This window comes from Pseudoalteromonas sp. APM04 (assembly GCF_022809815.1).
Taxonomy (GTDB): Bacteria; Pseudomonadota; Gammaproteobacteria; order Enterobacterales; family Alteromonadaceae; genus Pseudoalteromonas; species Pseudoalteromonas marina.
In genome coordinates, this window is sequence record NZ_CP094441.1 from 338,347 (window position 1) to 364,486 (window position 26,140).

Below are 26,140 nucleotides of genomic sequence, written 5' to 3' on the forward strand. Positions count from 1 at the left end.
AGGCTGCTTTTTTATGTGTTGAATTAATTATTCTGCGTTTGTATTTTCGTTTAGTTGCTGTTCAAGAATAGCGACTTTAGCTTCTAGCTCAGTTAGTTTTTCGCGTGTACGGATAAGTACTTGGCTTTGAATATCAAATTCTTCTCGGCTAACAAAGTCCATCTCAGCAAGTTTGTTTTGTAAAACTTGCTTTGTTTTACCTTCTAGCGTGTCTGCTAAATTTTTTACACCTTGTGGCATATTACTCGTAATTTGCTTAGCAATTTCTTCTAGTTTTGCTGGGTTGATCATAATTGTCCCTTCGGCCTTGCCTAAAATGAATATAACTAATATTACCTTATACCCACCTCATTTAACACATGATCATGTTTAGGTAATTAATTATGGCAATTGCTATGCCTGTAGTAATGGTTACGTTAAAATTGCGCGTCTTTTAAATCTTTCTGGTCGTTATGAAACTCAATCCAAAACAAGATGAAGCAGTAAAATACATTAGTGGTCCATGTCTAGTACTTGCTGGTGCCGGTTCTGGAAAAACCCGCGTTATTACAAACAAAATTGCTTACTTAGTGCAAAAATGTGAATACAAAGCACGTAATATTGCAGCGGTTACCTTTACTAATAAAGCGGCTAAAGAGATGCGTGAGCGTGTATTACAAACGCTTGGCAAGCAAGAAGCAAAAGGGTTATGGGTATCAACGTTTCATACACTGGGTTTAGAAATAATAAAAAAAGAAATAAGTACACTTGGCTTTAAACCTGGTTTTTCGTTGTTTGACGATCAAGATACCAACCAGCTGTTGTCGGAGCTCACTGAAGATGAATTAAAAAAAGACAAAGATTTACTCAAGCTACTTAAAATGGAAATTGGTAGCTGGAAAAACGAATTAGTATTGCCAGAGCAAGCAATACGTGAAGCGCGTGACGCGCAAAAGGCGTTATTCGCGCAGCTATATGCGCGCTATCAAACACAATTACGTGCTTATAATGCATTAGATTTTGACGATCTAATAATGATCCCTACGTTACTACTTACTAGCAATGCAACATCTCGTGAGCGTTGGCAGCAACGTTTTAAATACTTGCTGGTGGATGAATACCAAGATACCAACACCAGCCAGTATCAGCTTGTAAAGCTACTCGTAGGTGAGAGAGCACGCTTTACTGTAGTGGGCGACGATGACCAATCGATTTACTCATGGCGTGGTGCACGTCCGCAAAACCTTGTTCTTTTGAGTAAAGATTATCCCGGACTTAGGCTTATAAAGCTTGAGCAAAATTACCGAAGCGCGCAGCGAATACTTAAATCTGCCAATATACTCATTGCCAACAACCCGCACGATATAGAAAAAAAACTATTTAGTGAGTTAGGGTACGGTGAGCCGATAAAAGTTATTGGATGTCGTGATGAAGAGCATGAGTCGGAGCGTGTAGTTGCTGAAATTATTTCGCATAAATTTATGAAGCGCACCAGCTACAAAGACTACGCTATATTGTATCGTGGTAATCACCAAGCACGTGGCTTTGAAAAGTCATTAATGAGCAACCGTATTCCCTATAAAATTAGTGGCGGTATGTCGTTTTTTGCGCGTTCAGAAATTAAAGACATCATGGCGTATTTACGTTTGCTCGTAAACCAAGACGACGATAACGCATTTTTACGTATAGTAAACACGCCTAGACGAGAAATAGGCACGGTAACACTAGAAAAACTGGGCACTTTAGCCAACGAAAAACATCAAAGTTTGTTTGCTACTTGTTTTGATAACGACCTGGGTTACAGGCTAAAAGGGCGAGGTTTTAACGCTTTAGCTGGGTTTGCTCGATGGGTTGTCGAATTGTCAGATAACGCGGTACGCAGTGATACGTTAGAGGCAGTGAAAGACTTAGTGCGTAATATTAATTACGAAGCCTACCTATACGAATCATCGCCCAGTGCTAAAGCGGCCGAAATGAGAATGAAAAACGTCTCTGAATTATATCGTTGGATCACAGACATGCTAACCGGAGACGCTGACAATGAACCGATGACGCTTGCCGAGGTGGTTAGTAAACTTACACTGCGCGATATGCTTGAGCGTAACGAGGAAGAAGATGAGTCCGATGCAGTTCAGCTACTTACATTGCATGCTTCTAAAGGCTTAGAATATCCGTATGTGTTTATGGTTGGCATGGAAGAAGGGTTATTACCTCATCAGGTAAGTATTGATGAAGACAATGTAGATGAAGAGCGCCGACTCGCTTACGTTGGTATTACGCGTGCTCAGCAAGAGTTAACACTAACTTATGCAAAAATTCGCCGTCAATTTGGTGAAACTTCTGAAACAGAGTTAAGTCGATTTGTGCAAGAGTTACCGCAAGATGATTTAGCATTTGAAAACAAAAAGGCGCCTAGTTCGCAGGCAGAGCGAATGGAAAAAGGGCAGGCCAGGGTAGCAAACTTACGTGCTATGTTTAAAAAGCCTGAGTAATACTCAGGCTTAAATAGACTGGCTGAGGTGTCCTTGATTTGGCTTAGAGCACGTTAGTGTATGCTGTTTGCCAACAAAATATGACAAGCCATGTTTCTCCAATAAGGCTCTAAAATTAAGAATAGAGGGTCCTTTTGCAATGACCTTCATTTTTTTGAGCTTAGTGATAGGAAGCACACCTTGTAGTTGCAGGTCGTAACTATCTTGTTGCAATATTCGCTTGCTAAAGGTGGAGCTAAGCAATAGATAGTCAAAATTTACATCGGTTAATAGGTTAAGTTCACATCTGTCTTTAGCAAAATTATTTAAGCCAATTGAGTAGCCTAACAAAGATAATTGCTTAAGATTTTCTAGCTGAGTAGCACATGCATGGCGAATTTCTTGCTCATCAAAAAGTAAACAAAGTTGGCTTGGGCCACGTTGTTTATTTAACACATCAACAAATAAAGTAAATTCGTGTTTTTCAAGTAATAAGCAAGAGCATGGTACTAATGCCATTGCCACATTTGCATTTATGGCCTGCGTGTAAGCACACTCTAGAAGTTGCAACTCTACTTTTAAGTGTTGCTCTTTGTCGGTAGCAAATTTTTTCAAAACCTCAAAACTGGTAAACCCTAAAATAGGGTGCTCACCGAACGCTTCAAATAGCGATTCAGATTGCTGTTGCTCGTTTAGTGTAATAATTTCTGAGCTTCTAAAGCTCATTGGCATAACATCAAGATGATGCAGTGCTTTTTGCCCTACATCAGCTATTGATTGAGTGAGTAACGGATGAAACAGCTCGTAACGATTTTTTCCAGAATTCTTTGCATGATACATCGCGGCATCAGCATCACGAATAATTTCGTCGGTATGCTTATAGCTTTGTTTTGAGTAGTTTATCCCAATGCTAGCGCCGCTTTGCAGCAAAGTACCTTTAATATTAAAAGGCTTTTTCATTAAATCGATAATACGATTAGCTACATCTTCGGCCTGTTGTGGTTCGGTTAAATGCGTTAGTAAAATAACGAATTCATCTCCCCCCAAACGGGCTAATAAATCGTGCTCACGAATGCATTGTGAAAAAAGCTCACTCACATTAATTAAGAACTGATCGCCAGCTTGGTGACCTAGTTGGTCGTTAATATCTTTAAACTTATCTAAATCAATAAACAGAACGGCAAATTGACGCTCTGGAAAACGCTGAAAATGTTGAAGTGTTTTTTCTAATTGGGTTAAAAATAAACTGCGGTTTGGCAAGCTTGTTAACGAATCGTGATGGGCGTCGTGATAAAGCTGTTGCTCTATTTTTTTTCGTTCTTCAATTTGCATTTGCAAATGCAAATTAGTTTGTTGCAGTTCTTTTGTTTTTTCGTTTACTCTAAATTCAAGCTCTTGGTGACTTTTAGCTATAGCCTGATTTGCTAGCTTAGTTTGTAAAACAGCCGCTATTTGGTGCGATACAAACGTAATTAATTCGTTATCGTCTTGACTAAAAATATGTTTATTGTTGTATGCTTGGCACACAATAAGGCCAATAACACCCTGTGATGTTTTTAAAGGTGCACCTAGCCAGCTCGTCGCTTTTTGTTTGTTAGGAACGGGGGCTGAACGTTGTACCACGCCACTATTTAATAATGCTTGTGCTTTTTCTGGGTTAATAAGCTGCGTTTCTTCGGTGCTTATTACTAATTCGCTGTAGCCTTTGGCAAACTGACGGGGCTGAGTATTTTCCTTATATTCATCAACACAGTAAGGGAATGATATCCAACCTGAGTCTTTGTCATAGAGTGCAATATAAAGATTTTCTGCGTAGGTAATTGTTTTTATTATGCCATGTATTTTAACGTAAGCATCATCAATATTTTTAGCTTGAGTGGCGATTTCAGATACTTTAAATAAAATTTGTTGACGTTGCAGCGCGCGTTTACGGTTAGCTACTTCAAGATTAAGTGCATCGTTACTTTGAGTCAGTGCTCGAGTGCGAATTTTTACTTCTGACTCTAAATACTCACGTTTTTTTACACGTTCTATCGCCGTCGCTAAATACAGCGACATCACTTCAAGAAGTTGTATTTGCTGGGAGTTATAACTTTGATTTACGTCATAGCTTTGAGCGGCTAACACACCAATAATATTTTTTTCTTGGTACACAGGTACACCTACCCAATGTTCGGCGGGTGTGCCTAGCGCTTTGAATAAGCCGTTAGCGGCTGCCTCTTGCATTTGTTGTTTTGTAAAGTATGTGGTTTTACCTTCTTTAAATACATAACCGGTAGCACCTTCATCAAAACTATTAGAGTGGTTTAGTGGTACTGCAATGCCATCTTTTTCATCTGAAAAATAAGAAAGCTCTAATGTTTGGCACTGCTGGTTTTGTAAAACAACATAAAAGCTTTTACTGGGAACATACTTTTGTAAAATATCGTGTATAGCGGGATAAAGTAGTGTTAACTCCGCAACCGTACTCGCGCGCTCAGAAAGTTGGATAAGCGCATTTTGCAAATGGTGTGATTGCTTGTACTTTTCGAGTAGGGTTTTGAGGCGTTTATTTTGATACGCTAATCTACGCGATGAAGGGAGTTTATCTTCCAATGATGTAACCGATATTATTATTGTATAGTTATTAGACTTATACTTTCACTTTTAGTGCTTAGCGTCAAGCTGATATTCTAATAAAAATAATGGTTAACGCGGTATTTCGGGCATAAAAAAAGGCTTAACAAGTTAAGCCTTTTTTTATGTATAACTGAGCGTTATTCTGCTGTCATGAAGTCGATTGCTGCGCTTATTTCATCGTCAGAACAATCCATGCATGTGCCTCTAGCTGGCATTGCATTAAAGCCGTTAATTGCATGCTCAAGTAGCGTATCTTTGCCTTTGGCAATACGCGGTGCCCAATCGTCTGCAGATTTAGGTGCACCTAATGCGCCTGTACCATGACATGCAAAGCACGCAGCCTGGTAAACTTGCTCACCAGAGCGAGGCCCTGTTGGCGCGGCAGCTACTGCAGCTTTATCACCCTCAAGGTACACAGCACCAACAGGTGCTAAACGCTTTTTAATTGCATCTTCAGTCATAGAGTTATCATATGGCTGTGCGTATGCTGTAGTTGCTAACACTAATAATGCTAATGCTGTTAATTTTTTCATTTTGCCTTGCTCACTTCGATTTGAACGTGATCAATCACGATATAGATGACGGAAATTACGCCGATTATAACTCTCTGAGGCAATTTATAAAATGCTAAGAGGTATTTTTATTACTAAAAACTGACTACTTTTTGCGTTAGCTCAACAAAAATAAGTGCCTTGGCGTATTTATTTAGCCAATATACCTGGTCATCTAATAAATAACCTTTGTTACAATCAATTTAATGCTAATACGGATTTAACAAGTTTTTCGATCCCCGCATCTGCTTCAACAATCGATTGCGCTAGCATGTAAGCAGGTGTAGTCACAATTTTATTGTGTTGATCAATTACAACGTCATCAACGTCACAATTTAAGTGTGTTGCGCCAAGCTTAGTGAGTGCGGCTGCTGTGTCTTTATCGTTGCCAATAGTGATTTTTGCATCGTCGTAAATAAATGGAGTTAACGCAGGCGCGATACACATATAGCCGGCTGGTTTATTGGCATTAGCGAATTTTTTACAGGCGTTTAATACGTCGTTGTTAATGCTCGCTTGTGCGCCTTTGACCGCAAAGTCACATAAGTTTTTCGCAGCACCAAAACCACCAGGAACTATTAATGCGTCAAATTGATCGCTATTAAGGTGGTTAAGCGCTTTTATATCACCTCGGGCAATACGTGCAGCTTCTACTAATACATTACGCTTTTCACTCATTTCCTCACCCGTTAGATGATTAATAGTGTGAAGTTGCTCTATGTCTGGTGCAAAACACTGGTAGGTTGCACCATTTTTAGCTATGTGTAAAAGAGTCAAAATGGCTTCATTAATTTCGGCACCATCGTATACACCATTTCCAGCTAATAACACGGCTACTTTTTTCATGCTTTTGTGCTCCTTGATTTAATTTATTCAGTCTATAGTTTGAAGTTTAACACGGACGAAATTGCCTATTTAAATTAATTTTTGTGTGAAAATTATCCGCTAAGTAAGTTGCAATGCGGCATATGCCATTTCACAATTAGCACCAATAAAAAAAAGTATAAAGGATCGCTATGATCTTCGATCCATTATGCTAGAATACTCCTCCGGTTATTTAATTGGACACGAATAACCAAAGTAGATGATGGCACTAGTAGCCATACAAAAACTTTTTCCACATTGGTTTAAAAATAATAAAAAAAGAACTTCGTATTATCTTTTTTAAATTAAAACATATAGTTAATCATTTTTCTAGGCGTTTAAATAGGCCTTGGAAGAATTATTTGTGCCTGTTATCTACATACTTATCCACAGCTTGCTCTTATTTTAATAAAATACCGAATATCAATTGATAGTCGTTTTATTTTAACCCTTATGGCATGCTTACAATTATCATAATTTTTAGCATTTAGGATCCAAATTCACCATGGCTCAGATCCCCGAAAATCCACTTATTTTAGTTGATGGTTCGTCGTATTTATTTCGTGCTTATCATTCTCCTCCACATCTAACTAATTCTAAGGGTGAGGCTACGGGCGCTATTTATGGCGTTATTAATATGCTGAAAAGCTTGATCAGACAGTATGATCCCTCGCATATGGTGGTTGTATTTGACGCCAAAGGTAAAACATTCCGTAACGACATGTACAGCGAATACAAAGCTAATCGCCCACCTATGCCTGACGACTTACGCACCCAAATAGCACCTATCCACAGTATTATTAAAGCAATGGGGTTTCCGCTTATTAGTATTGAAGGGGTTGAAGCAGACGATGTCATTGGAACCTTTGCGCGAATTGCCTCTGAGCAAAAACGCCATGTACTGGTTTCGACCGGCGATAAAGATATGGCCCAGCTTGTGAATGAGCATGTGACACTCATTAATACGATGACCGACAGTATTTCAGATCCTGACACAGTTGTTGAAAAGTTTGGTGTGGGCCCAGATCTTATAATTGATTACCTAGCACTGATGGGCGATAAGGTTGATAACATTCCTGGCGTAGAAGGCTGTGGTCCTAAAACAGCTGTAAAATGGTTACAAAAATATGGATCTCTGCAAGGTGTAATGGATAACGCAGGCGAAATTAAAGGTAAAATTGGTGAAAAATTAGCAAATGCATTAGATCATTTACCTTTAAGCTATGAGTTGGCGACCATTAAGTGTGACGTTGAGGTTGAGTCAGATCTTGATACGTTTAAACTGCAGGAGCCAAATAAAGACGAATTAATTGCATTATATGGTGAATGCGAGTTTCGTCGTTGGTTAGCTGAGCTACTAGATAACCCAAGTGATGCACAAACTCACTTAGCAGTTCCATCGCAAGAAACAGAATTACCAAAAGTTGAAGAGGCTCACTACGAGACTATTTTAACAGAGGCGCAGTTTGATACGTTAATAGAACAACTTAATGGCGCTGATCTTTTTGCTTTTGATACAGAAACAACTAGCCTCGATTATATGCAAGCGCAATTAGTAGGCATGAGTTTTAGCGTTAAAGCAGGAGAAGCTGCATATTTACCTGTTGCGCACGATTACCCCGATGCACCAGATCAACTAAGCCTTGAATTTGTGATGCAAAAGCTTGGGCCAATTTTAGCTGACGCTAATAAAGCGAAAGTAGGGCAGAATCTTAAATACGACAAAAGCGTATTAGCTAATGCAGGCTATGAACTCAATGGTATTAAATTTGATACTATGCTTGAGTCATATGTATTTAACAGCGTAGGTACGCGTCACGATATGGATTCGTTGGCATTAAAGTATTTAGGTCATAAAAATATTAGCTTTGAAGATATTGCAGGCAAGGGTAAAAAGCAGCTGACGTTTAATCAAGTTGAACTCGACAAAGCAGCGCCTTATGCAGCAGAAGACGCGGACATAACACTTCGCTTACACGAAGTACTGTGGCCTAAAATTGAGGCAGATGAAAAGCTTAAATCGGTATTTGAAGATATTGAAATGCCATTGGTAAGCGTCATTTCAGATATTGAGCGCACAGGGGTTGCGATTGATAGCAACATGCTTGGCGCGCATAGCCAACGTTTAGGTGAGCGCTTAATTGAACTTGAAAAAGAGGCGTTTGAAATTGCAGGTGAACCTTTTAATTTAAGTTCACCAAAACAGTTACAAGTATTATTGTTTGAAAAGCTAGAGCTGCCAATAATTAAAAAAACGCCTAAAGGTGCACCTTCAACCGCAGAAGAAGTACTTCAAGAACTCGCTCATGATTACCCGTTACCTAAGGTTATTATTGAACACCGTGGTTTATCAAAACTTAAATCAACATATACCGATAAACTACCGCTTATGGTTAATGAAAAAACACAGCGTGTACATACGTCATATCATCAAGCTGTAACAGCGACAGGGCGTTTAAGTTCTACTGATCCTAATCTGCAAAATATTCCTATTCGCTCAGAAGAGGGTCGTCGTATTCGAGAGGCCTTCATTGCTGCCGATGGTTATAAAATAGTGGCAGCCGATTACAGCCAAATTGAATTACGCATAATGGCGCATCTTTCACAAGATAAAGGTTTGCTTAATGCTTTTGCAAACGGTTTAGATGTTCATAGTGCGACCGCAGCAGAGGTGTTTGGTGTTGATTTAGATGACGTAACAACAGACATGCGCCGAAAAGCAAAAGCCGTAAACTTTGGTCTTATTTATGGTATGTCGGCTTTTGGTTTAGCCCGCCAGTTAGATGTACCACGCCATGAAGCTCAACATTATATTGATAAATATTTTGAACGTTTTCCAGGCGTATTAGAGTACATGGAAACAACACGCGAAAAAGCAGCAGAAAATGGTTATGTTGAAACAATATTTGGACGCAGATTGCATTTACCTGAAATAAATGCCCGTAACGGAGCTCGTCGTAAGGGCGCGGAGCGTGCTGCTATAAATGCGCCCATGCAAGGCACTGCTGCTGATATAATTAAAAAGGCTATGTTAAGTGTTAATCAGTGGGTTTACGAACAAGCTCCAAATACCGTGAAGCTGCTTATGCAAGTGCACGATGAATTAGTATTTGAGATTAAAACTGATTGTGCAGAGGCTTACACAAAACAAATTTGCGAGTTAATGTCACAAGCTGCTTCACTCGATGTACCGCTAATAGTAGAGGCTGACGAAGGTGAAAACTGGGAACAAGCCCACTAAACTTTATAAATAATAAAAGCGCCAATAGGCGCTTTTTTTATGTGTATTAAAAATAGTAGTACCTTAACGGTATATTTTATATAAACAGAATTTAGTTAATAATTGGTTAAAATAGGTAATTATTTATGCCAAATGGTTACATGTTCGTCAATTCTAACTATTAATGCAGAATATGATTGTATTTTTATGCGCGCTTTTGTTAAAGTCCCGCCCGTCCTACTATGTAGGACATCCTGTTGATGATGCGTCTGTAAAGATGCAACAAATTGTTAGCGACTCCCCAGTTTGCTATATCGGCCTAATAACCTTTTATTAGGCCGTTTTTTATTCCGCACTTTTCAGTATTCTCGACCTAATTATTACTTCTATTGTGATCATCTTTACGTTTAAATCCCGTAATTATAGCGAGTATTAGTTGCGATATTACAATCTCATATTTTAGTATGGTTTATGTTATTTCTAAATGATAGTATTCAATGAGGTTTTACCTTCATCTATGTGTTTAAAGGAGTGCGTTATGTTTAAAGCGTTAGCTATTACAGGCCTTTCGTTATCAAGTTTATTTATGTCTAATTTTACCTTTGCTAATTGGCTGCTAGACAACGATAAAAGCCAGGTAAGTTTTGTTTCTATAAAGAAAGACACGATTGCTGAAGCCCATCACTTCACTGCAATCGAAGGTAAGCTTAACGATAAAGGTGAGTTTAATGTTTATATAGATTTAGCATCAGTAGAAACGTATATACCTATTCGTAATCAAAGGCTTACAAGCCTTTTGTTTGAAGTAAATACATTTCCAAAAGCCGTGCTAACAGCTAATTTGAAGCAGTCGTTAGTAATAATTAAAAAACCGGGTAGTTACGTATTAAAAGGTATTAGCGCAGAGCTTGATTTTCATGGTAACAAAAAATCACTTTCAATTGATGTGCTGGTAAATAGCAATAAAAGTGGTGATTTGACGCTTGCTTCATTTTCGCCAGTCATCATAAATAGTGGCGACTTTGGTGTGACAGAGGGAGTTAAACAGTTACAAGAGCTTGCTGGTTTGCCTTCGATTGCAACGGCTATCCCAGTTTCATTTGCATTAACGCTTAATAAACAGTGATTTCGCTTAATGAGCTCAGTAAACAGTTAAGTGAGCCGAGTAAGCCCTTTGATAGTTGGCAACCCTCTCGTTGTGGTGAGTTGCCAATCGTTATTAACGACCAAGGGGAATGGTTTTACGATGGTAGTAAAATAACAAGACTACCTATGGTCAAATTGTTTGCTTCTGTATTGTGCAAAGAGGGTGCACATTTTTATTTAAAAACACCTATCGAAAAAGTAACGATTACAGTAGAAGATGCGCCGTTTATTATTGTTGATTGGTTTTTAAAGCAAACTAATGAAGGCGAGGCTTTGTGTTGTATTGATAATTTAGCCAGGCAGTGGATTGTTTGCCAGCAACAGCCCTTACGGGTAAAAAATTATAAGGGCGCTAAAGTACCTTATTTAATATTACCTTTTGGTTGTAGTGCACGTATAGCAAGAAGTGTGTTTTATCAGTGGGCAGAAAAAGCCGAGTCTGATGAGCTCGGCTATTTTATTCAATCTGCAGGTGAGGTGTTTTACTTAAGTTAGCTTGCAGTGTTTGTGTCTGAACTGCTTTCGTCAGCTACTTTTTCTGCAGGTGGTACCGCGATAACGGGGCCTAAATACCACTCGTCTAGTTTTTTAGCTACTTCTGGTAATCCAGTGCCTTTTAAAGATGAAAATGCATGGACAGTAATATCACCGTCCAGCTCGCTTAGTTCGCGGCGAACTTGTAGTACTTGTGCCTTTCTTGCACCTTGCTTTAATTTATCAGCTTTTGTTAGCAGGGCCAATACTGGAATCTCGCTTCCAATCGCCCAATTAATTAAGTCGCGGTCTAAATCTTTTAATGGATGACGAATATCCATTAAAACAACTATTCCTTTTAAGCTTTGGCGTTTTTGAAGATATTCACCTAATGACTTTTGCCATTTCTTCTTCATTTCAATTGGTACTTTGGCAAAACCGTAGCCTGGTAAATCTATGAGGCGCATGTTATCAACATCAGCTAACTCAAAGGTATTAATTAACTGAGTTCGCCCAGGGGTTTTACTCGTACGTGCTAATTTTTGATCGGTTAATGCATTTAGCGCACTTGATTTACCAGCATTAGAACGACCCGCAAACGCAACTTCAATTCCCGTATCAGCAGGTAATTTAGTAATGTCTGGAGCGCTTGTAACGAAAGACGCGGTATTATATTTGATACGAGATTTGAGCACAGGCTCTCCTAAAACTTTAAAAATAACGTTAAGTAAACCAAATTTACTTAGGGCGCGTATTTTATACTATAAAAGATGTATTAAAAAGCGTATTTAAATACCTTAAATCAGTGTCTGTGGTACATTTAAAGCATATTAAAGCTTCACCTTAGTCAAAACCCTGTAAATTATAAGCTTAATATGTGTAGAAAACGTGCCAGAGAATTTATTATCGTGTAGAATATATGTATTGCAACATCATGATTGTAGATGATACAGGGTCGGGAACAGAGAATTCACCATGAAAAAAATAGCACTATCTTTAACAATATTGCTTGGTGCGTTGTCAGCAAGCAACGCAACAGCATTTGATGGCGATGTAAACGCAGGTAAACAAAAATCAGCAACGTGTGCGGCATGTCACGGCCCAGACGGTAATGCACCGATTACTATTTACCCTAAAATTGCAGGCCAACACCCAGATTATATCCTAAAGCAACTTCAGGATTTGAAACTAGGTATGACATCAGGCGGGAAAGAAGGCCGTATGGATCCTGTAATGAGCGCAATGGCAATGCCACTTAGCGAACAAGACATGAAAGATCTGGCAGCTTACTTTTCGTCACTAAACATGTCAGAGGGTTCAACACCTAAAGACGTCGTTGAAGTTGGCGCTATGCTTTATAAAGCGGGTGATGCAGAGCGAGGCATTCCTTCATGTGCTTCGTGTCATGGTCCTCGTGGTAACGGCTCATCGTTAGCTAAGTTTCCAAAAGTGTCTTTTCAGCATCCAGAGTACATAAAGTCTCAACTTGAAAAGTTTCGTAATGGTACACGCCATAATGACCTAAACGGTATGATGGGTGACATCGCTAAAAAGCTAACAGATAAAGACATTGAAGTGCTTTCTAAGTACTTAGGCGGTTTACACTAAAGTCGTATTTATCTAAATTTAGATACCAACTACAGTGTAATATGAAAAAAAAGCAGCCTCGGTTGCTTTTTTTGTGTCTGAAATTCGCGATATCGTCTTTCACTTTGTGAGACATTGACCATGCGGATGTATGGTAAAAGTCTTATTTTAAATGTCTTTTATTTGTTAAGTTGTTGTTATTTAAATAGGCTTTTATTTATGTATGGCTGTAATGTAAGAAAAAAGATATAAACCAGTTGTAACAAAATTATTAACGAGTAAATTAACAGTTGTCGCAAAAAACAATAAAAAAATGGAAACAGCTATAAGGAAAGTAGCGCGGCACGACTACATAGCACAAAGATTGTGCTACTAAAGGAAATACTACAAAAGAGTCAGGATGACCGAAAATAATAAAATAACTCATGGAAGTTTAATAATAAAAACAAAATGGAATGAAACAAGGAACGTAAAAATAATAACAATACGGACTGATAATAATAAAAATAATAAAGACTAAAAAGTCGAAGGGAGAAGTGTCCATTTTATGGCGCTCAGATTAGTAGGCGGTAGAGATGTTTTCTCTACCGCCTTTTTATTTGTCCTGTTACAATACCCACCGTTTAGCAATATGCTAGTGCGTCATGTTAAAGAGAAGCCCAACCTCTAAAGCGCAAACTGAATTCTTCTGGCTATGCCAGCATTGCGATGCCTATTAATATACGCCTCGCTCAAAACCTCTTAAGTGAGATGATCAAGATATGAGTAGAAAGAAAAAGTCACGCAAAATCCCATCAAATGGACCTGTTCGCTTAAGCCAAGATAAGCTTAAAGAAATGCGTGCGTTAAAAGAGCAGCGCGTTAAAAAAACTAAAGGTGCTAAGCCTGGTTCTCGTAATGCGCCAGATTTGGTTGAAGAACAAAACCAAACATCGCATTCAGGTTCGAGAGATAAACGTATTGGTAGTAAAAAGCCGGTGTCTTTAGTGCCTGTTGCTGCTGAACCAAAAGTAGAAATGAAACGTAACTTAAAACCAGTGGTTGAACTTAAAAAAGTAGTTCAGCCAGAGCTTACACCAGAACAAGAGCTTGAAGAGCTTGAAAATGATGTACGCTTACTTAAGTTGGTTGAGCGTCATGAAGGCGGTGAGATGCTGACTGGTAAAGATGCTAAGTACTTTAATAGTCGAATTGCTCGCCATCAGGTTCTATGCAAATTATTAGGCCTTGAGGATGAAGACGAGTTTGATGATGAAGATGACTTTGGCGAAGAGAGTAATTCAGACTTCGACCAGTATTTATCAAACGATCTTGCCAGTGAATGGCTAGACGATGATGAAGACGAAGATAAGTAATTAAGGGTAATCAATGAGTACTGCTGTGATCATAGCCTTGTGTTTAGGCGCTATTATTATAGCTGGTTTGGCATTCTATGCGGGTCAGTTGTTGTACAAGTTAAGTGCACAAAAAAAGTTAATAGCTAAAAAGCAAGCAGAGCAAAAGCAAAAGCTTGCAGCATCTCGTTTAAAGCGAAATGCTAAGCTTGCCGACAGTATTCATCTAATTGCGCGTGCAATGAAAGAAGAACAATGTGAGTTTTCAGAGGGATGTTTGCGCGTGTGGGTGCTTATGTCGCAATATGGCTTTGAAGACGAGCGAGATTTAACCATACAGTACCCTGGCATTTATAAGATGTACCAAGTGGTAAAAGAAATGCCGACACACGATGCCCGAAAAAAATATTCTAAAAAAGAAATATTTAAGCAAGACACGGCGCGTTGGCGTGCAGAAGAAAGCTACAGTGATGAGATTAAGGCCGATTGCGTTAAAATTATTTCTGAGTTCAAAGCTGCTCCAGGTAGTGAAAACGTAGTTTTTAACTAAATCTCGTTCATAACATTAAAAAAGCATACCTAGGTATGCTTTTTTTGTGCCCAAATAATATTTAATTATGGGGCTAAATGACTCGAGAAAAACGCGTTGCGTTGATTTTATTTTGTAAGTGGGCATCAAAACACATACAAATTATACGAATGAATAAGTTACCCCGGGGTGTGACACTGACGTGATTTTTTTCAATAATCACCATGTTCTCGTCTATAAGTGGTTTAAGAGAAACCAAAGCCTCCGCAAAGTAGGTATCAAATTCAATATGATACTTTTTAGCAAACTCGTCTATGTTTAGTTCAAACTGACAAATAAGCTGCTTAATAGCATCCGCTCGAATAACATCATCATGGGTTAAATGCATACCTTTACTAAGTGCGCAGCCGCTTTGCGTTTCAATGCTATGGTAGTAATGCTTTAGCTCTTTTTTATTTTGTAAAATAGCGGTGCCAATTTGTGAAATAGACGATGCACCCAGCCCTAATAAATCACAATTACCATGCGTTGTATAACCTTGAAAGTTTCGATGCAATTCCCCTTCATTTTGTGCGATAGCCAGCTCGTTGTCTGCTTTCGCGAAGTGATCCATACCAATAAACTGATACCCTGCTTTTGTCATCTGCTCTAAGGTATTTTTAAACATGGTTAACTTGTCGTGAGCGTTTGGTAAGTCGTGCTCTTTTATTTTGCGTTGTGCGGCAAATCGCTCTGGTAAGTGAGCGTAGTTAAATACCGAAACACGATCGGGGCTAAGCTCAATGAGTTGCTCTATTGTTTGTTTAAAGCTTTCGGGGGTTTGCAGTGGAAGCCCGTAAATCATATCGGCGTTAATTGATTTGAAGCCCAATTCACGTGCCTGAGTAATTAACCGCTTAACGGTATCGGCATGTTGAGGGCGATTAACTGCAAGTTGCACGTCGTCATTAAAGTCTTGAATCCCAAACGACACTCGGTTAAAACCAAGCATTCTTAAATCAACCAACATATTTTCAGCAAGCGATCGTGGGTCAACTTCAATACCGCGCTCTGTTGTGCTGGTAAAATTAAAGTGCTGTTCGAGCAGGGTAATTAAGCGTTTCATTTGTTGAGGGGTTAAAAAGGTAGGAGTGCCTCCACCTAAATGCAGTTGCTCAACGCTGTAGTGCTTAAACAAAGGTGCTTGTGCGGCAATTTCTTTTGCTAAAAAGTCTATATATGTATCGGCTTTAGATTGGTGGCGAGTGATTATTTTATTACAACCACAGTAGTAGCAAAGCTGACTGCAAAATGGAATATGAACATATAGAGAAAGCGAACGAGATTGAGATGATTCTACAGCGCTTATTAAATCGTGTTTATCGTATCCCTCATTCAAAGATAATGCGGTAGGGTAGGATGTATACCGCGGACCAGACACATTGTATTTATTAATGAGAGCTTGGTCCCATTGAGGAAGTTTTATCATCACGCGCACCTAAGTTTTAACTAGAGCCGTGATTATAAAAAAGTAACTAAGGAGATATGTTGATCTATAACAAAAAAGGTGCCGAAGCACCTTTTTATCGCAACGTATTACGCGTTAGTACGTGACGGTATGCGCATCTTTTAAATACTGAAAAAGCTCTTTATAGCCTTTACCTGGCTTTTCGGCTTTGACCTCTTTTGCTGCATTACGCACTAATTGACGCATTTTTTGACGATCAAGCGATGGGAACTGCTCAATAGTCTCGTTTATAAGACTATCACCTTGTTCTATTAAGTCTGAGCGCAGTTGCTCTATTTTTTTAACCAATACTTCAGCCTGGTTATTTTTATTAAGCATTACATCGATAATAGCTTTAATATCTTCAATGTTTTCTACTGTGCGAAGCGTTTTTGCAATGTAATTTAAATGACGACGATATGCATCACTTTTGTTACTAATTTTATCAGCAACAACCATCGCTTCTTTTAAATCGTCATTTAATGGTAGGCGCTCACGCTGCTTTTTACCCATTTTGGCAATTTCAGAACCTAACTGATGAAATTCTTGTGCTTCGCGCTTAAGCTCTGTTCTTGATACGTATTCAATTTCTTCTTCAATTTCAGCAGGCTTGCCTTTTTTCTTCGCCATGGGGTGCTCTTAAATAAAAATAACTGGCGACATTATACGCCATTCTTTTAGTGATTAATATTAGCTGATGTGGTGCAGTGAGTGTGTTAGCATTTAACTATAAGAAATGCATGCATTATGCCTCTAAGGCTCAGGACTTAATTTATGAAAAGCCAACAAAACGATCCAATTTATTCTCAAATATCGCAGGTTAAAGATGCGGTAGCAGAAGTACTCGAACATGCTAAAAAATTAGGTGCTACAGCAGCTGAAGCTGCAATGTCTAGCACGTCGGGTTTATCGGTGAGTACACGAATGGGTGAAGTAGAAACCATTGAGTTTAACCAAGATGGTGGCCTGGGTATTAGTGTTTATGTTGGCAATAATAAAGGCTCTGCCTCAACGGCTGATTTAAACCCTAAAACGTTGCGCACAGTGGTAGAGAAAGCCATTGATATTGCAAAGTTCACATCAGACGATCCTTTCAATGGGGTCGCCGATAAAGAGCTACTTGAGTTTAATCCACAAGATCTCGATTTATACCACCCTTGGGATGTAAGCCCAGAGCAAGGTATTGAGCTTTGCCATACAGCTGAGCAAGCGGCATTAAATGCTGATGAACGTATTGTAAATTCTGATGGCGCGAGTTTTTCATCGCATCAAGGGCTTCGTGTTTATGGGAATAGCCATGGTTTAATGGCTGGCTTTCCTCGCACTCGTCATAGCATCAGCACCATGGTAATTGGTAAAGATGGTGAACAAATGCAACGCGACTCAGCATACACGGTTGCCCGCGATCAAGCAGGTCTGACTGATGCAGCCGCGGTTGGGCTTGAAGCCGCATCAGAAACATTGGCTAAATTAAACAGCCAAAAATTAGGAACAATGAAAGTCCCGGTTGTATTTAGGGCTGATATTGCAAACTCATTGTTTGGTCACTTGGTTTCGGCAATTGGCGGTGGCGCACTTTATCGTAAGTCGAGCTTTTTACTCGACAGTTTAGGTACGCAAGTATTTAGTCATTGTGTAAATATTGCTGAACGCCCGCATATTTTAAAAGGATTAGCTTCATCACCGTTTGATAGCGAAGGTGTTAAAACGGTTGATCGTGAAATAATTCAAGGTGGTGAGTTACAAACTTACTTATTAGCAAGTTACGCCGCGCGTAAAATGAATATGACCCCTACAGGTCATGCCGGCGGTATTCACAACTGGTTAGTAGAACAAACGCATAATGATTTAAAAGCATTGTTAAAAACAATGGGTACCGGCTTGTTAGTTACCGAGCTTATGGGGCAAGGCGTAAACACAGTAACAGGTGATTACTCTCGAGGTGCTGGTGGTTTTTGGGTTGAAAATGGAGAGATTCAATATCCAGTAAGTGAAATTACGATTGCCGGTAATTTAAAAGATATGTTTAAAGGTATTTCTGCTATCGGTGGTGATATTGAGCGCAGAGGCGGCATTCAAACTGGCTCTGTTCTAATCGAGCAAATGCAAATAGCGGGTGCTTAATACCTGATTTATGCTTAATTATGGACACACTTTAGTTTACTCTGATGGTGCTAAATTTAAGTGTGTAAATAAGTACGAGTTGAGATATTTAATGGCTAAAGATAGATACGCACCAAAACCACTCACCGATATTATGGCGGGCCTAAACAACCGTCTGTCGGCTTACGCTGGTAAAAGCCAAGCTCTTGATACTCAGCAAACTTTACTTAAAGGTTTTTTAGGCCCTAAATTAGGGGATAAGTGCCGCGTAAGTAATTATCGCGATGGCACTTTAATGATTGAAGCGGTATCGGCCCCGATAGCGCTTCGGCTTAATTATTTAAAAATGGATATGCTTTCGCACTTTAGGGCGAAAGGTATGGCCGAACTAGGGCAAATTAAAATTACAGCTAATCCACAGGCAACTCAGCGATTAAGTACAGCCAACAAATCCGCATCAGCCGCCGTCACAAATTCACGTAAAATGAGTGAACAAACAGCCGATTATTTAAATGCGATTGCCGACTCAGCACCACCTTCATTAAAAGAGAAGTTACAACGTTTGGCCTTACACGGTAAAAATAAGAGTTAATTGCCGGCTGTTTTATTAAGTTATTGATAGGGCAATTTAGAACGTTTATCTCATTCAAAATACTTTGTTACATAATCTATTTCAATGTTCTCAAAATCAGGTTTATTATAGCGTCATTGCACTCAATAATTAGTGTAAGTTGATGCCCATTCCATTAAGTAAAAGCTGACTGCTATCTTGTTAAAGAGCTTAATGGAGTTGGTATGAGCAATTTATAAAATTGACTAACAAATGGATTAATTATGAATAAAGTAACAATGGCCGCTGCAAGTATTGCACTTGCGCTTGGCTTAGTAGGTTGTGGCGAAAAACAACAAGAAACCCAAGTAGCCGACACTCAAGCAGCAACAGCACCGGCAGAAAAACCGTTAGAGCTAGGTATTGAATTGGCTAATATGGACAGCTCAGTTCGCCCGCAGGATGACTTTTACTACCATGTAAATGGCACTTGGTTAGCAACAACCGAAATTCCAGGTGACAAGTCTAACTATGGTTCTTTTTCGCAATTATATGATGAGTCGCAAAAAGCGATGAAAACGGCGCTTGAAAACGCAGCGGCCAATAAGTCGGCTGAAAAAGGCAGCGACGAGTACAAAATTGGCGCGTTTTATAAAAGCTATATGAATAAAAACGCCCGTAATGAGCTTGGTGTTACACCGCTGCAACCGTCGCTAGATAGTATTGATGGTGTAAAATCTAAGTCTGATCTAATTAGCCTTATGGCGTCTATTCAACAGCAAGGCGGCACTCTACCGTTTGGTTGGTTTATCAATAACGATGCTAAAAATTCAAGCGAATATGCTTTGTATTTATCTCAATCTGGTTTGGGTTTACCTGATCGCGATTACTACTTAAAAGACGATGAGAAGTTTACTAAAATTCGCGCCTCTTACGAGCAATACATAACTGATGTATTAGCTAAAGCGGGTGTCAAAGAGGCCGCACAAGCAGCAGCAAGCGTACTTGCCTTTGAAAAAACCATTGCTGATGCGCAGTGGAGCCGTGTACAAAGCCGTGATGCAACTAAGTCATACAATAAAATGACCCTAGCAGAGGCAGATAAGCTTGCTGGAGAGCTTGATTTATCGACGTTTTTTAAAGAGGCAGGTGTAAACACCGCTGATATTATTGTGCGCCAACCAAGCTTTTTAGAAGCGCTGGGTGGTATTTATCAAAACACCGACTTAGCAACCTGGAAAAACTACCTTAAGTTTCATTTTGTGAGTGGCTATGCGCAACTATTAAATGATGATTTGGTTGACCTTAAATTTAACTTTTACAGCACCACTTTACGTGGTGTAGAAGAGCAAGCACCACTTTGGAAAAAAGCCGTAGATGCGTCTAACAGTGTGTTAGGTGAAATTTTAGGTAAAGTGTACGTTAAAGACAATTTTCCGCCTGAAGCTAAAGCACGTATGGAAGAGCTAGTTGATAACGTAATTAAAGGTTACAGCGTTGCAATTGAAGGTCTTGATTGGATGGGACCTGAAACAAAAATTGCAGCACAGGAAAAACTAGACAAATTTATTCCTAAAATTGGCTACCCAGATAAGTGGAAGGATTACTCTGAGCTTGAAATTAATTCAGACGAGCTGGTAGGTAACTACATTCGTTACAGCCAATGGGCGTATAAAGACATGATTGCCAAATTAGGCAAACCTGTTGACCGTTCAGAGTGGTACATGACACCGCAAACAGTGAATGCCTACTACAATCCGGTAAACAACGAAATTGTATTCCCTGCTGCTATTTTACAACCGCCATTCTTTAATTTAGAAGCGGATGATGCGGTAAACTACGGTGCTATTGGCGCGGTAATTGGACACGAGCTAGGCCATGGTTTTGACGACCAAGGCTCTAAATACGACGGCGATGGTAATTTACGTAACTGGTGGACTGAAAGCGACCTTAAACAGTTTGAAGAGCGTTCAGGTGCGTTAGTTGAGCAATTTAACAAGTACAAACCGTTTGACGATGCGAATGTAAATGGTGAGCTTACGCTTGGCGAAAATATTGGTGACCTAGGTGGGTTAACAGTCGCGTATAAGGCATATCAGCTATCATTAGGTGATAATAAAGCGCCAGTTATTGATGGTTACACAGGCGATCAACGCTTCTTTATGGGGTGGTCGCAAATTTGGCGTCGTAACTACCGCGATGAAGAATTACGTAACCGTTTAATGACCGACTCGCATTCACCAAGCCATTATCGTGTAATTGGTATTTTGTCTAATATGCCAGAGTTTTACGAAGCGTTTGATGTAAAAGAAGGCGACAAAATGTATATCAAACCAGAAGATCGCGTAAAAATTTGGTAATCAGATAATGTTATACCAATCCGCAATAATACTTGATTATTTTTAGGGGCTAAAAGTGTCGTTATCTGCGTTAAAAAATTCTCATTTAGAATAACTAAATAACGAATTTTTTGCCTAGCTATCAACACGTTTATCCATCCTCAAAATAGATCACTTAATTAAGCAGATTGGTATTAGTTAACTAAAAACCAGTGAATAAAAAAGCCAGTAAGTTTAACTTACTGGCTTTTTTGATACGAAATTTTAAACGCTTACTTTATTGTTTCATTAGGGTTTCGTACATCCATGCTTCGTTAACTAAAATGTTTTTATATAAAGCGAGTTGGTTTTGAGTGCGTACTAAATTGTGTTCGGGGTATGCGGTTTTAAAGTACACGTCGTTATTTAAGTAATCTGTTAAAAAGCGCACACTGAGCATCAGGGGCATTATTTTAGCGCCTAAAAGTAAACTGAGCTGTTCTTGTTTACTCAATATTGGTTTGAGTGGTGCTAAGTAACCTTTAACGAGTGCTTCAAAAACCTCTTTTCTAATAACAACCTTATCAAGACTTGTCGAATCCTCTGCTTCTGCACAGCAAAATGTACGTACCATATCGCCAAAATCGTGTAATAAAAAACCAGGCATGCAGGTGTCTAAATCAATAACAGCTTTCGCTTTATGAGTTTTACTGCAGTAGAGCATATTATTGATTTTAGTGTCGTTGTGGCAAACTCGAATAGGTAAATGCTGAGTTATAGCTTTAAGTTCATTTACTAAGTGTTGTTGCGATAAGCAAAATTCAATGTCTTTTTTACTGCGGTTAAGCCTGCTTTCATCACTATGAGTTATTGCTGTGTTTAGCTGCTCAAAGCGCATAGCCAAGTTATGAAAATCATCAATCACAGTATGCAGTGTGGCTGTGTCAAAATCGTGTAAGGCACTTGCAAAAGTACCAAAGGCCAAAGCAGCTTGATGCGCTTGCTCTGGGTTTTTAACAATATCCTCGCTGTAACTGTGCTCAATATAGTTAAGTACGCGATATGGCTCTTCATTAAGCATGGTTAAATACGCGTTGTTGCCTGTACTAATGTGTTTAACAATATCGAGCGGATAGTTGTTTTGCTTCTGCTTAGTATTTAGGTGTTGCTCTATAAGTTGTGCGTTACTGACAATTTGAGCTGGGTACTTAAATACATGAGTGTTAAGTTTTTGCACAATAAATCGCTGTTCAAAATGTGTTAGTAGCCATGTGCTATTGATATGACCGCTACTGATGGTACTCAACTGAGTTGTTTCAGGGTTGAGTTTTAGCAGTTTACTCAACGTATTTTGTACAGTGTTATTCATTGTAACTCACTTAATCAAGCGTATCGAGATTGCAGTTTTTCAATTATTTCAGCATTAGCGGCAGGGAAGTCATAGTGAGTTAACTCACTAATATTTACCCATTCACTAGGTTGCCCTTCAGCGCCATGCGCTTCACCGCTAAAGTTACTGACAACGTGAATATCGAGTTTTACGCATTTGTCGCCATAATCATGTTCGATCACCATGAGCTGGCTAGAGCTGTGAATAGTAATACCTACTTCTTCAGTCAACTCACGTTTAAGCGCTGCAAATACACTTTCATTCGCTTCAACTTTACCACCAGGAAACTCCCATAAGCCACCTTGATGTTGGTCATCGGCACGTTTGCAGATAAATATTGCATTATTTTTTTTAATTACACCAACGGCTACATTTACTATTTTTATTGTCATATTTTTATCCCATAAAAAAAGCGACGCAAGCGCCGCTTTTTAATTACTTACAATGCGTGGTTATTTTAATTTACCACAACATTGCTTGAATTTTTGACCTGAACCACAAGGACACGGATCGTTACGACCAACTTTTGGCTCTGTTCTGGCCATTACCGTCGCACTTGGAGGTGCTTCGCCGCCTACGTGCTCAGCTTCTTCATGTTGGTACTCGCGAGGGGCATTTTCACTCTTACGGTGTTGCTCTTCTACTTTTTCAACATCTTCTTCTGCACGTACTTGTACTTTACTTAAAATGCTAACTACATCAACTTTTAAGTTTTCAAGCATTTCAGAGAACAGTTCAAACGACTCGCGTTTGTACTCTTGCTTAGGATTCTTTTGCGCGTAGCCACGTAAATGAATACCTTGGCGTAAATGATCCATCGCCGCAAGGTGATCTTTCCAATGTTGGTCAAGACTTTGAAGCATAATTGCTTTTTCGAATTGACGTAGAACTGAATCACCAACTTGTTGCTCTTTTTGCTTGTAAGCTTGATCAACAGCTTCTTCAATACGCTCACGAAGTTTTTCTTCGTATAGTTTATTGTCGTCTGCTAACCATTGAGTAATTGGTAGCTCAATTAAGAAGTCTTGTTTTAAGCGCTCTTCAAGACCTGGTACATCCCACATTTCAGCAAGGCTTTGTGGAGCAATGTATTGATCTATTGTATTGCTTAGTACGTCACCACGAATTGCTGTGATAGTTTCTGAAATATCACCTTCTTCAAGTAATTCATTACGCTGAGAGTAAACAACACGACGTTGATCGTTTGCTACGTCATCGTATTCAAGTAGCTGTTTACGAACATCAAAGTTACGTGCTTCTACTTTACGCTGTGCATTTTCAATTGCGCGGTTAACCCATGGGTGTTCAATTGCTTCACCGCGTTGCATACCTAGTTTACGCATCATGTTAGTCATGCGCTCGCCGGCAAATATACGCATAAGCGCATCGTCCATCGAAAGGTAAAAACGGCTAGAACCAGCATCACCTTGACGGCCAGAACGACCACGTAATTGGTTATCTATACGGCGCGATTCATGGCGCTCAGTACCAATAATGTGCAAACCGCCAGCATCAATAACTGCATCGTGGCGAAGTTTCCATGCTGCTTTAATTTCAGCAATTTTTTCATCAGTTGGATTATCAAGTTTTTCAACTTCGCTATTCCAGTTACCACCTAGCACAATATCGGTGCCACGACCGGCCATGTTAGTTGCAATGGTAACAGTACCAGGTAAACCTGCATCTGAGACGATATCAGCTTCTTGTGCGTGGAATTTAGCATTAAGTACATTGTGCTTAATTTTTTCTTTGCGTAAAAACTGTGATAAGTATTCGGAGCTTTCAATTGAGATAGTACCTACTAGTACAGGCTGTCCGCGTTCTTGACAGTCTTTAATATCAACTAAAATAGCTTCGTATTTTTCTTCTTGCGTTAGGTAAACTAAATCAGCGCGATCATCACGGATCATAGGCTTATTAGTTGGCATAACAACCGTATCTAGGCCATAAATTGACTGAAACTCAAATGCTTCGGTGTCGGCTGTACCTGTCATACCCGCTAATGTTTCGTACAAACGGAAGTAGTTTTGGAACGTAATAGACGCCAATGTTTGGTTTTCGTTTTGAATTTTAACACCTTCTTTAGCTTCTACAGCTTGGTGTAAACCTTCAGACCAACGACGACCTTCCATTGAGCGACCAGTATGCTCGTCAATGATGATAACTTCGTTTTCTTTAACAACGTAATCAACATCTTTTTGATATAATTTGTGCGCGCGAAGTGCAGCATATACATGGCTTAACAAGGTAATACTTGCAGCAGAGTATAGCGAATCGCCTTCTTCAATTAAGCCACGCTCACTAAGTAATTCTTCTACTTTAACTTGGCCGCGCTCAGTTAAATGAACTTGCTTAGACTTTTCATCGATTGTGTAATCGCCGTCGCCTTCAACACCTTCCTCGTCTTCTTTTTCTTGTAGTTCAAGTAAAGGAACGATGGTATTTATTTCAGTGTATAGCTGTGAGCTGTCCTCGGCTGGGCCTGAGATGATAAGCGGTGTACGCGCTTCATCAATTAGGATTGAATCCACTTCATCGACAACAGCGTAAAATAATGGACGCTGAACGCGCTCATCAATACTAAATGCCATGTTGTCGCGAAGGTAATCAAAACCAAACTCGTTGTTTGTACCGTAGGTGATGTCAGCAGCATACGCTTGCTTTTTTTGTTGTGGCATCATGCCAGGAACATTGCAGCCAACCGTTAGGCCTAAAAATTCAAATAACGGACGGTTAGTTTCAGCATCGCGCTTAGCAAGATAGTCATTCACGGTAATAACGTGAACCCCTTTACCTGTTAAGCCGTTTAAGTAAGCAGGTAAGGTTGCCGTAAGTGTTTTACCTTCACCGGTACGCATTTCTGCAATGCGTCCTTCGTGTAAAACCATGCCGCCTAGTAACTGTACGTCAAAGTGGCGCATGCCATTAACGCGTTTAGATGCTTCACGAACTACTGCAAATGCTTCAGGTAGAATATCGTCAAGGCTTTGTCCGTTATCGTAACGTTCTCTGAATTCTGCTGTTTTAGCGCGTAAATCTTCATCAGAAAGGGCTTCTAACTGCGTTTCTAGCGCATTGATTAGCGCGACCGTCTTTCTAAAGTTTTTAATAGTGCGGTCGTTGCGACTACCAAAAATCTTGGTAAATAAATTAGATATCATGATAAAACCGTTACAATCAATTCGTTGTTAGCCGCGTATCGGCTAACCCATTTTTAACAATTGGTAATTAATATGTGCTTTTAAGTAACACTTAGTACATATTAATTAGCAATTTTGTATTAAACCATTCAAAAAGCACTGTTTATTACGTGCGCTACTATACCAGACTCTGCCAAACAACAAACTATCTCAGCCAAAAGATCTGTATATAAAATAGAAAAATTTGATCTGCATTCTAAAAAAGCCGTGGTATTAACTCATTACTATAAAAATAGTAATGAACTGTGAATATATGGTGCTTAAAAAATTAAAAACAAGGGGGGCGTTACATTTGTGAACTTTAGAAAATTATGCTCAG

General features: G+C 39.3%; 20 protein-coding genes. 10 read left to right on the plus strand and 10 right to left on the minus strand.

Annotated features, from left to right (window positions below):
• Nucleotides 1-27: 27 nt before the first annotated feature.
• On the minus strand, nt 28-291 hold the full coding sequence (locus tag MTP24_RS01620) for an accessory factor UbiK family protein (RefSeq protein WP_006793056.1): 264 nt from the start codon (nt 289-291) through the stop codon (nt 28-30).
• Between the two features lie 161 nt (nt 292-452).
• Here MTP24_RS01620 and rep point away from each other — a divergent pair, with 161 nt between their 5' ends.
• Nucleotides 453-2,471: a DNA helicase Rep gene (gene rep, locus MTP24_RS01625; protein ID WP_243532462.1), complete on the plus strand. Its 2,019-nt coding sequence runs from the start codon at nt 453-455 to the stop codon at nt 2,469-2,471.
• A 9-nt stretch (nt 2,472-2,480) separates the two neighbouring features.
• Here rep and MTP24_RS01630 read toward each other — a convergent pair whose 3' ends face one another.
• From MTP24_RS01630 to elbB, 3 genes are all read right to left on the minus strand, one after another.
• The gene (locus MTP24_RS01630) at nt 2,481-5,045 is read right to left on the minus strand and encodes a diguanylate cyclase (RefSeq protein WP_243532464.1); all 2,565 of its coding nucleotides are present in this window, start codon (nt 5,043-5,045) and stop codon (nt 2,481-2,483) included.
• Nucleotides 5,046-5,206: 161 nt separating this feature from the next.
• Nucleotides 5,207-5,602: a cytochrome c5 family protein gene (locus tag MTP24_RS01635; RefSeq protein ID WP_006793059.1), complete on the minus strand. Its 396-nt coding sequence runs from the start codon at nt 5,600-5,602 to the stop codon at nt 5,207-5,209.
• 216 nt (nt 5,603-5,818) lie between these two features.
• Complete coding sequence (gene elbB, locus MTP24_RS01640) at nt 5,819-6,466, minus strand: isoprenoid biosynthesis glyoxalase ElbB (protein ID WP_243532466.1); 648 nt, start codon at nt 6,464-6,466, stop codon at nt 5,819-5,821.
• A gap of 523 nt (nt 6,467-6,989) precedes the next feature.
• Between elbB and polA the strand changes: the two genes are divergently transcribed.
• The 3 genes from polA (at nt 6,990) to MTP24_RS01655 (ending at nt 11,345) form a co-directional block, all read left to right on the plus strand.
• Entirely contained in the window at nt 6,990-9,725 is a 2,736-nt protein-coding gene (gene polA / locus MTP24_RS01645) for a DNA polymerase I (protein WP_243532469.1), read from the plus strand.
• 517 nt (nt 9,726-10,242) lie between these two features.
• Nucleotides 10,243-10,830, plus strand: coding sequence for a YceI family protein (locus tag MTP24_RS01650; RefSeq protein ID WP_243532471.1), 588 nt, complete (start codon nt 10,243-10,245; stop codon nt 10,828-10,830).
• Complete coding sequence (locus MTP24_RS01655) at nt 10,827-11,345, plus strand: DUF1285 domain-containing protein (RefSeq protein ID WP_243532473.1); 519 nt, start codon at nt 10,827-10,829, stop codon at nt 11,343-11,345. Before MTP24_RS01650 ends, MTP24_RS01655 begins: the two co-directional genes overlap by 4 nt.
• Here MTP24_RS01655 and yihA read toward each other — a convergent pair.
• Nucleotides 11,342-12,019, minus strand: a complete 678-nt coding sequence (yihA, locus tag MTP24_RS01660; protein WP_243532476.1) for a ribosome biogenesis GTP-binding protein YihA/YsxC — start codon at nt 12,017-12,019, stop codon at nt 11,342-11,344. The genes MTP24_RS01655 and yihA overlap by 4 nt on opposite strands.
• Before the next feature lie 280 nt (nt 12,020-12,299).
• Between yihA and MTP24_RS01665 the strand changes: the two genes are divergently transcribed.
• The 3 genes from MTP24_RS01665 (at nt 12,300) to MTP24_RS01675 (ending at nt 14,795) form a co-directional block, all read left to right on the plus strand.
• Nucleotides 12,300-12,932, plus strand: coding sequence for a c-type cytochrome (locus MTP24_RS01665; protein ID WP_006793065.1), 633 nt, complete (start codon nt 12,300-12,302; stop codon nt 12,930-12,932).
• A 740-nt stretch (nt 12,933-13,672) separates the two neighbouring features.
• The gene (gene yihI, locus MTP24_RS01670; RefSeq protein WP_008133239.1) at nt 13,673-14,266 is read left to right on the plus strand and encodes a Der GTPase-activating protein YihI; all 594 of its coding nucleotides are present in this window, start codon (nt 13,673-13,675) and stop codon (nt 14,264-14,266) included.
• Nucleotides 14,267-14,279: 13 nt separating this feature from the next.
• Entirely contained in the window at nt 14,280-14,795 is a 516-nt protein-coding gene (locus MTP24_RS01675; protein ID WP_058428231.1) for a DUF2489 domain-containing protein, read from the plus strand.
• A 73-nt stretch (nt 14,796-14,868) separates the two neighbouring features.
• Here the strand turns inward: MTP24_RS01675 and hemN are convergent, their stop codons facing one another.
• The gene (hemN, locus tag MTP24_RS01680; protein ID WP_243532478.1) at nt 14,869-16,242 is read right to left on the minus strand and encodes an oxygen-independent coproporphyrinogen III oxidase; all 1,374 of its coding nucleotides are present in this window, start codon (nt 16,240-16,242) and stop codon (nt 14,869-14,871) included.
• 114 nt (nt 16,243-16,356) lie between these two features.
• Complete coding sequence (gene yjgA, locus MTP24_RS01685) at nt 16,357-16,890, minus strand: ribosome biogenesis factor YjgA (protein WP_006793069.1); 534 nt, start codon at nt 16,888-16,890, stop codon at nt 16,357-16,359.
• 144 nt (nt 16,891-17,034) lie between these two features.
• Here yjgA and pmbA point away from each other — a divergent pair, with 144 nt between their 5' ends.
• From pmbA to MTP24_RS01700, 3 genes are all read left to right on the plus strand, one after another.
• Nucleotides 17,035-18,384 (plus strand): metalloprotease PmbA, encoded by a 1,350-nt coding sequence (gene pmbA / locus MTP24_RS01690; RefSeq protein WP_243532480.1) that lies wholly within the window; start codon nt 17,035-17,037, stop codon nt 18,382-18,384.
• A gap of 91 nt (nt 18,385-18,475) precedes the next feature.
• Complete coding sequence (locus tag MTP24_RS01695; protein WP_243532482.1) at nt 18,476-18,955, plus strand: DUF721 domain-containing protein; 480 nt, start codon at nt 18,476-18,478, stop codon at nt 18,953-18,955.
• A gap of 242 nt (nt 18,956-19,197) precedes the next feature.
• On the plus strand, nt 19,198-21,273 hold the full coding sequence (locus tag MTP24_RS01700; protein WP_243532484.1) for a M13 family metallopeptidase: 2,076 nt from the start codon (nt 19,198-19,200) through the stop codon (nt 21,271-21,273).
• 256 nt (nt 21,274-21,529) lie between these two features.
• Here MTP24_RS01700 and MTP24_RS01705 read toward each other — a convergent pair whose 3' ends face one another.
• From MTP24_RS01705 to secA, 3 genes are read right to left on the minus strand one after another with little or no spacing between them, the layout of a single operon-like run.
• Nucleotides 21,530-22,600 (minus strand): phosphotransferase, encoded by a 1,071-nt coding sequence (locus MTP24_RS01705; RefSeq protein ID WP_243532486.1) that lies wholly within the window; start codon nt 22,598-22,600, stop codon nt 21,530-21,532.
• A 14-nt stretch (nt 22,601-22,614) separates the two neighbouring features.
• Entirely contained in the window at nt 22,615-23,013 is a 399-nt protein-coding gene (mutT, locus tag MTP24_RS01710; protein WP_010557984.1) for an 8-oxo-dGTP diphosphatase MutT, read from the minus strand.
• A gap of 60 nt (nt 23,014-23,073) precedes the next feature.
• The gene (gene secA, locus MTP24_RS01715) at nt 23,074-25,782 is read right to left on the minus strand and encodes a preprotein translocase subunit SecA (protein WP_008128203.1); all 2,709 of its coding nucleotides are present in this window, start codon (nt 25,780-25,782) and stop codon (nt 23,074-23,076) included.
• Nucleotides 25,783-26,140: the final 358 nt, after the last annotated feature.

Coding starts and splice junctions, on each gene's coding strand:
- hemN (WP_243532478.1), bottom strand. CDS start 16,242: ATGATAAAACTTCCTCAATGGGACCAAGCTCTCATTAATAAATACAAT.
- MTP24_RS01620 (WP_006793056.1), bottom strand. CDS start 291: ATGATCAACCCAGCAAAACTAGAAGAAATTGCTAAGCAAATTACGAGT.
- MTP24_RS01665 (WP_006793065.1), top strand. CDS start 12,300: ATGAAAAAAATAGCACTATCTTTAACAATATTGCTTGGTGCGTTGTCA.
- elbB (WP_243532466.1), bottom strand. CDS start 6,466: ATGAAAAAAGTAGCCGTGTTATTAGCTGGAAATGGTGTATACGATGGT.
- rep (WP_243532462.1), top strand. CDS start 453: ATGAAACTCAATCCAAAACAAGATGAAGCAGTAAAATACATTAGTGGT.
- yihI (WP_008133239.1), top strand. CDS start 13,673: ATGAGTAGAAAGAAAAAGTCACGCAAAATCCCATCAAATGGACCTGTT.
- yjgA (WP_006793069.1), bottom strand. CDS start 16,890: ATGGCGAAGAAAAAAGGCAAGCCTGCTGAAATTGAAGAAGAAATTGAA.
- MTP24_RS01635 (WP_006793059.1), bottom strand. CDS start 5,602: ATGAAAAAATTAACAGCATTAGCATTATTAGTGTTAGCAACTACAGCA.
- mutT (WP_010557984.1), bottom strand. CDS start 23,013: ATGACAATAAAAATAGTAAATGTAGCCGTTGGTGTAATTAAAAAAAAT.
- polA (WP_243532469.1), top strand. CDS start 6,990: ATGGCTCAGATCCCCGAAAATCCACTTATTTTAGTTGATGGTTCGTCG.
- secA (WP_008128203.1), bottom strand. CDS start 25,782: ATGATATCTAATTTATTTACCAAGATTTTTGGTAGTCGCAACGACCGC.
- MTP24_RS01700 (WP_243532484.1), top strand. CDS start 19,198: ATGAATAAAGTAACAATGGCCGCTGCAAGTATTGCACTTGCGCTTGGC.
- MTP24_RS01705 (WP_243532486.1), bottom strand. CDS start 22,600: ATGAATAACACTGTACAAAATACGTTGAGTAAACTGCTAAAACTCAAC.
- pmbA (WP_243532480.1), top strand. CDS start 17,035: ATGAAAAGCCAACAAAACGATCCAATTTATTCTCAAATATCGCAGGTT.
- MTP24_RS01695 (WP_243532482.1), top strand. CDS start 18,476: ATGGCTAAAGATAGATACGCACCAAAACCACTCACCGATATTATGGCG.
- MTP24_RS01650 (WP_243532471.1), top strand. CDS start 10,243: ATGTTTAAAGCGTTAGCTATTACAGGCCTTTCGTTATCAAGTTTATTT.
- MTP24_RS01675 (WP_058428231.1), top strand. CDS start 14,280: ATGAGTACTGCTGTGATCATAGCCTTGTGTTTAGGCGCTATTATTATA.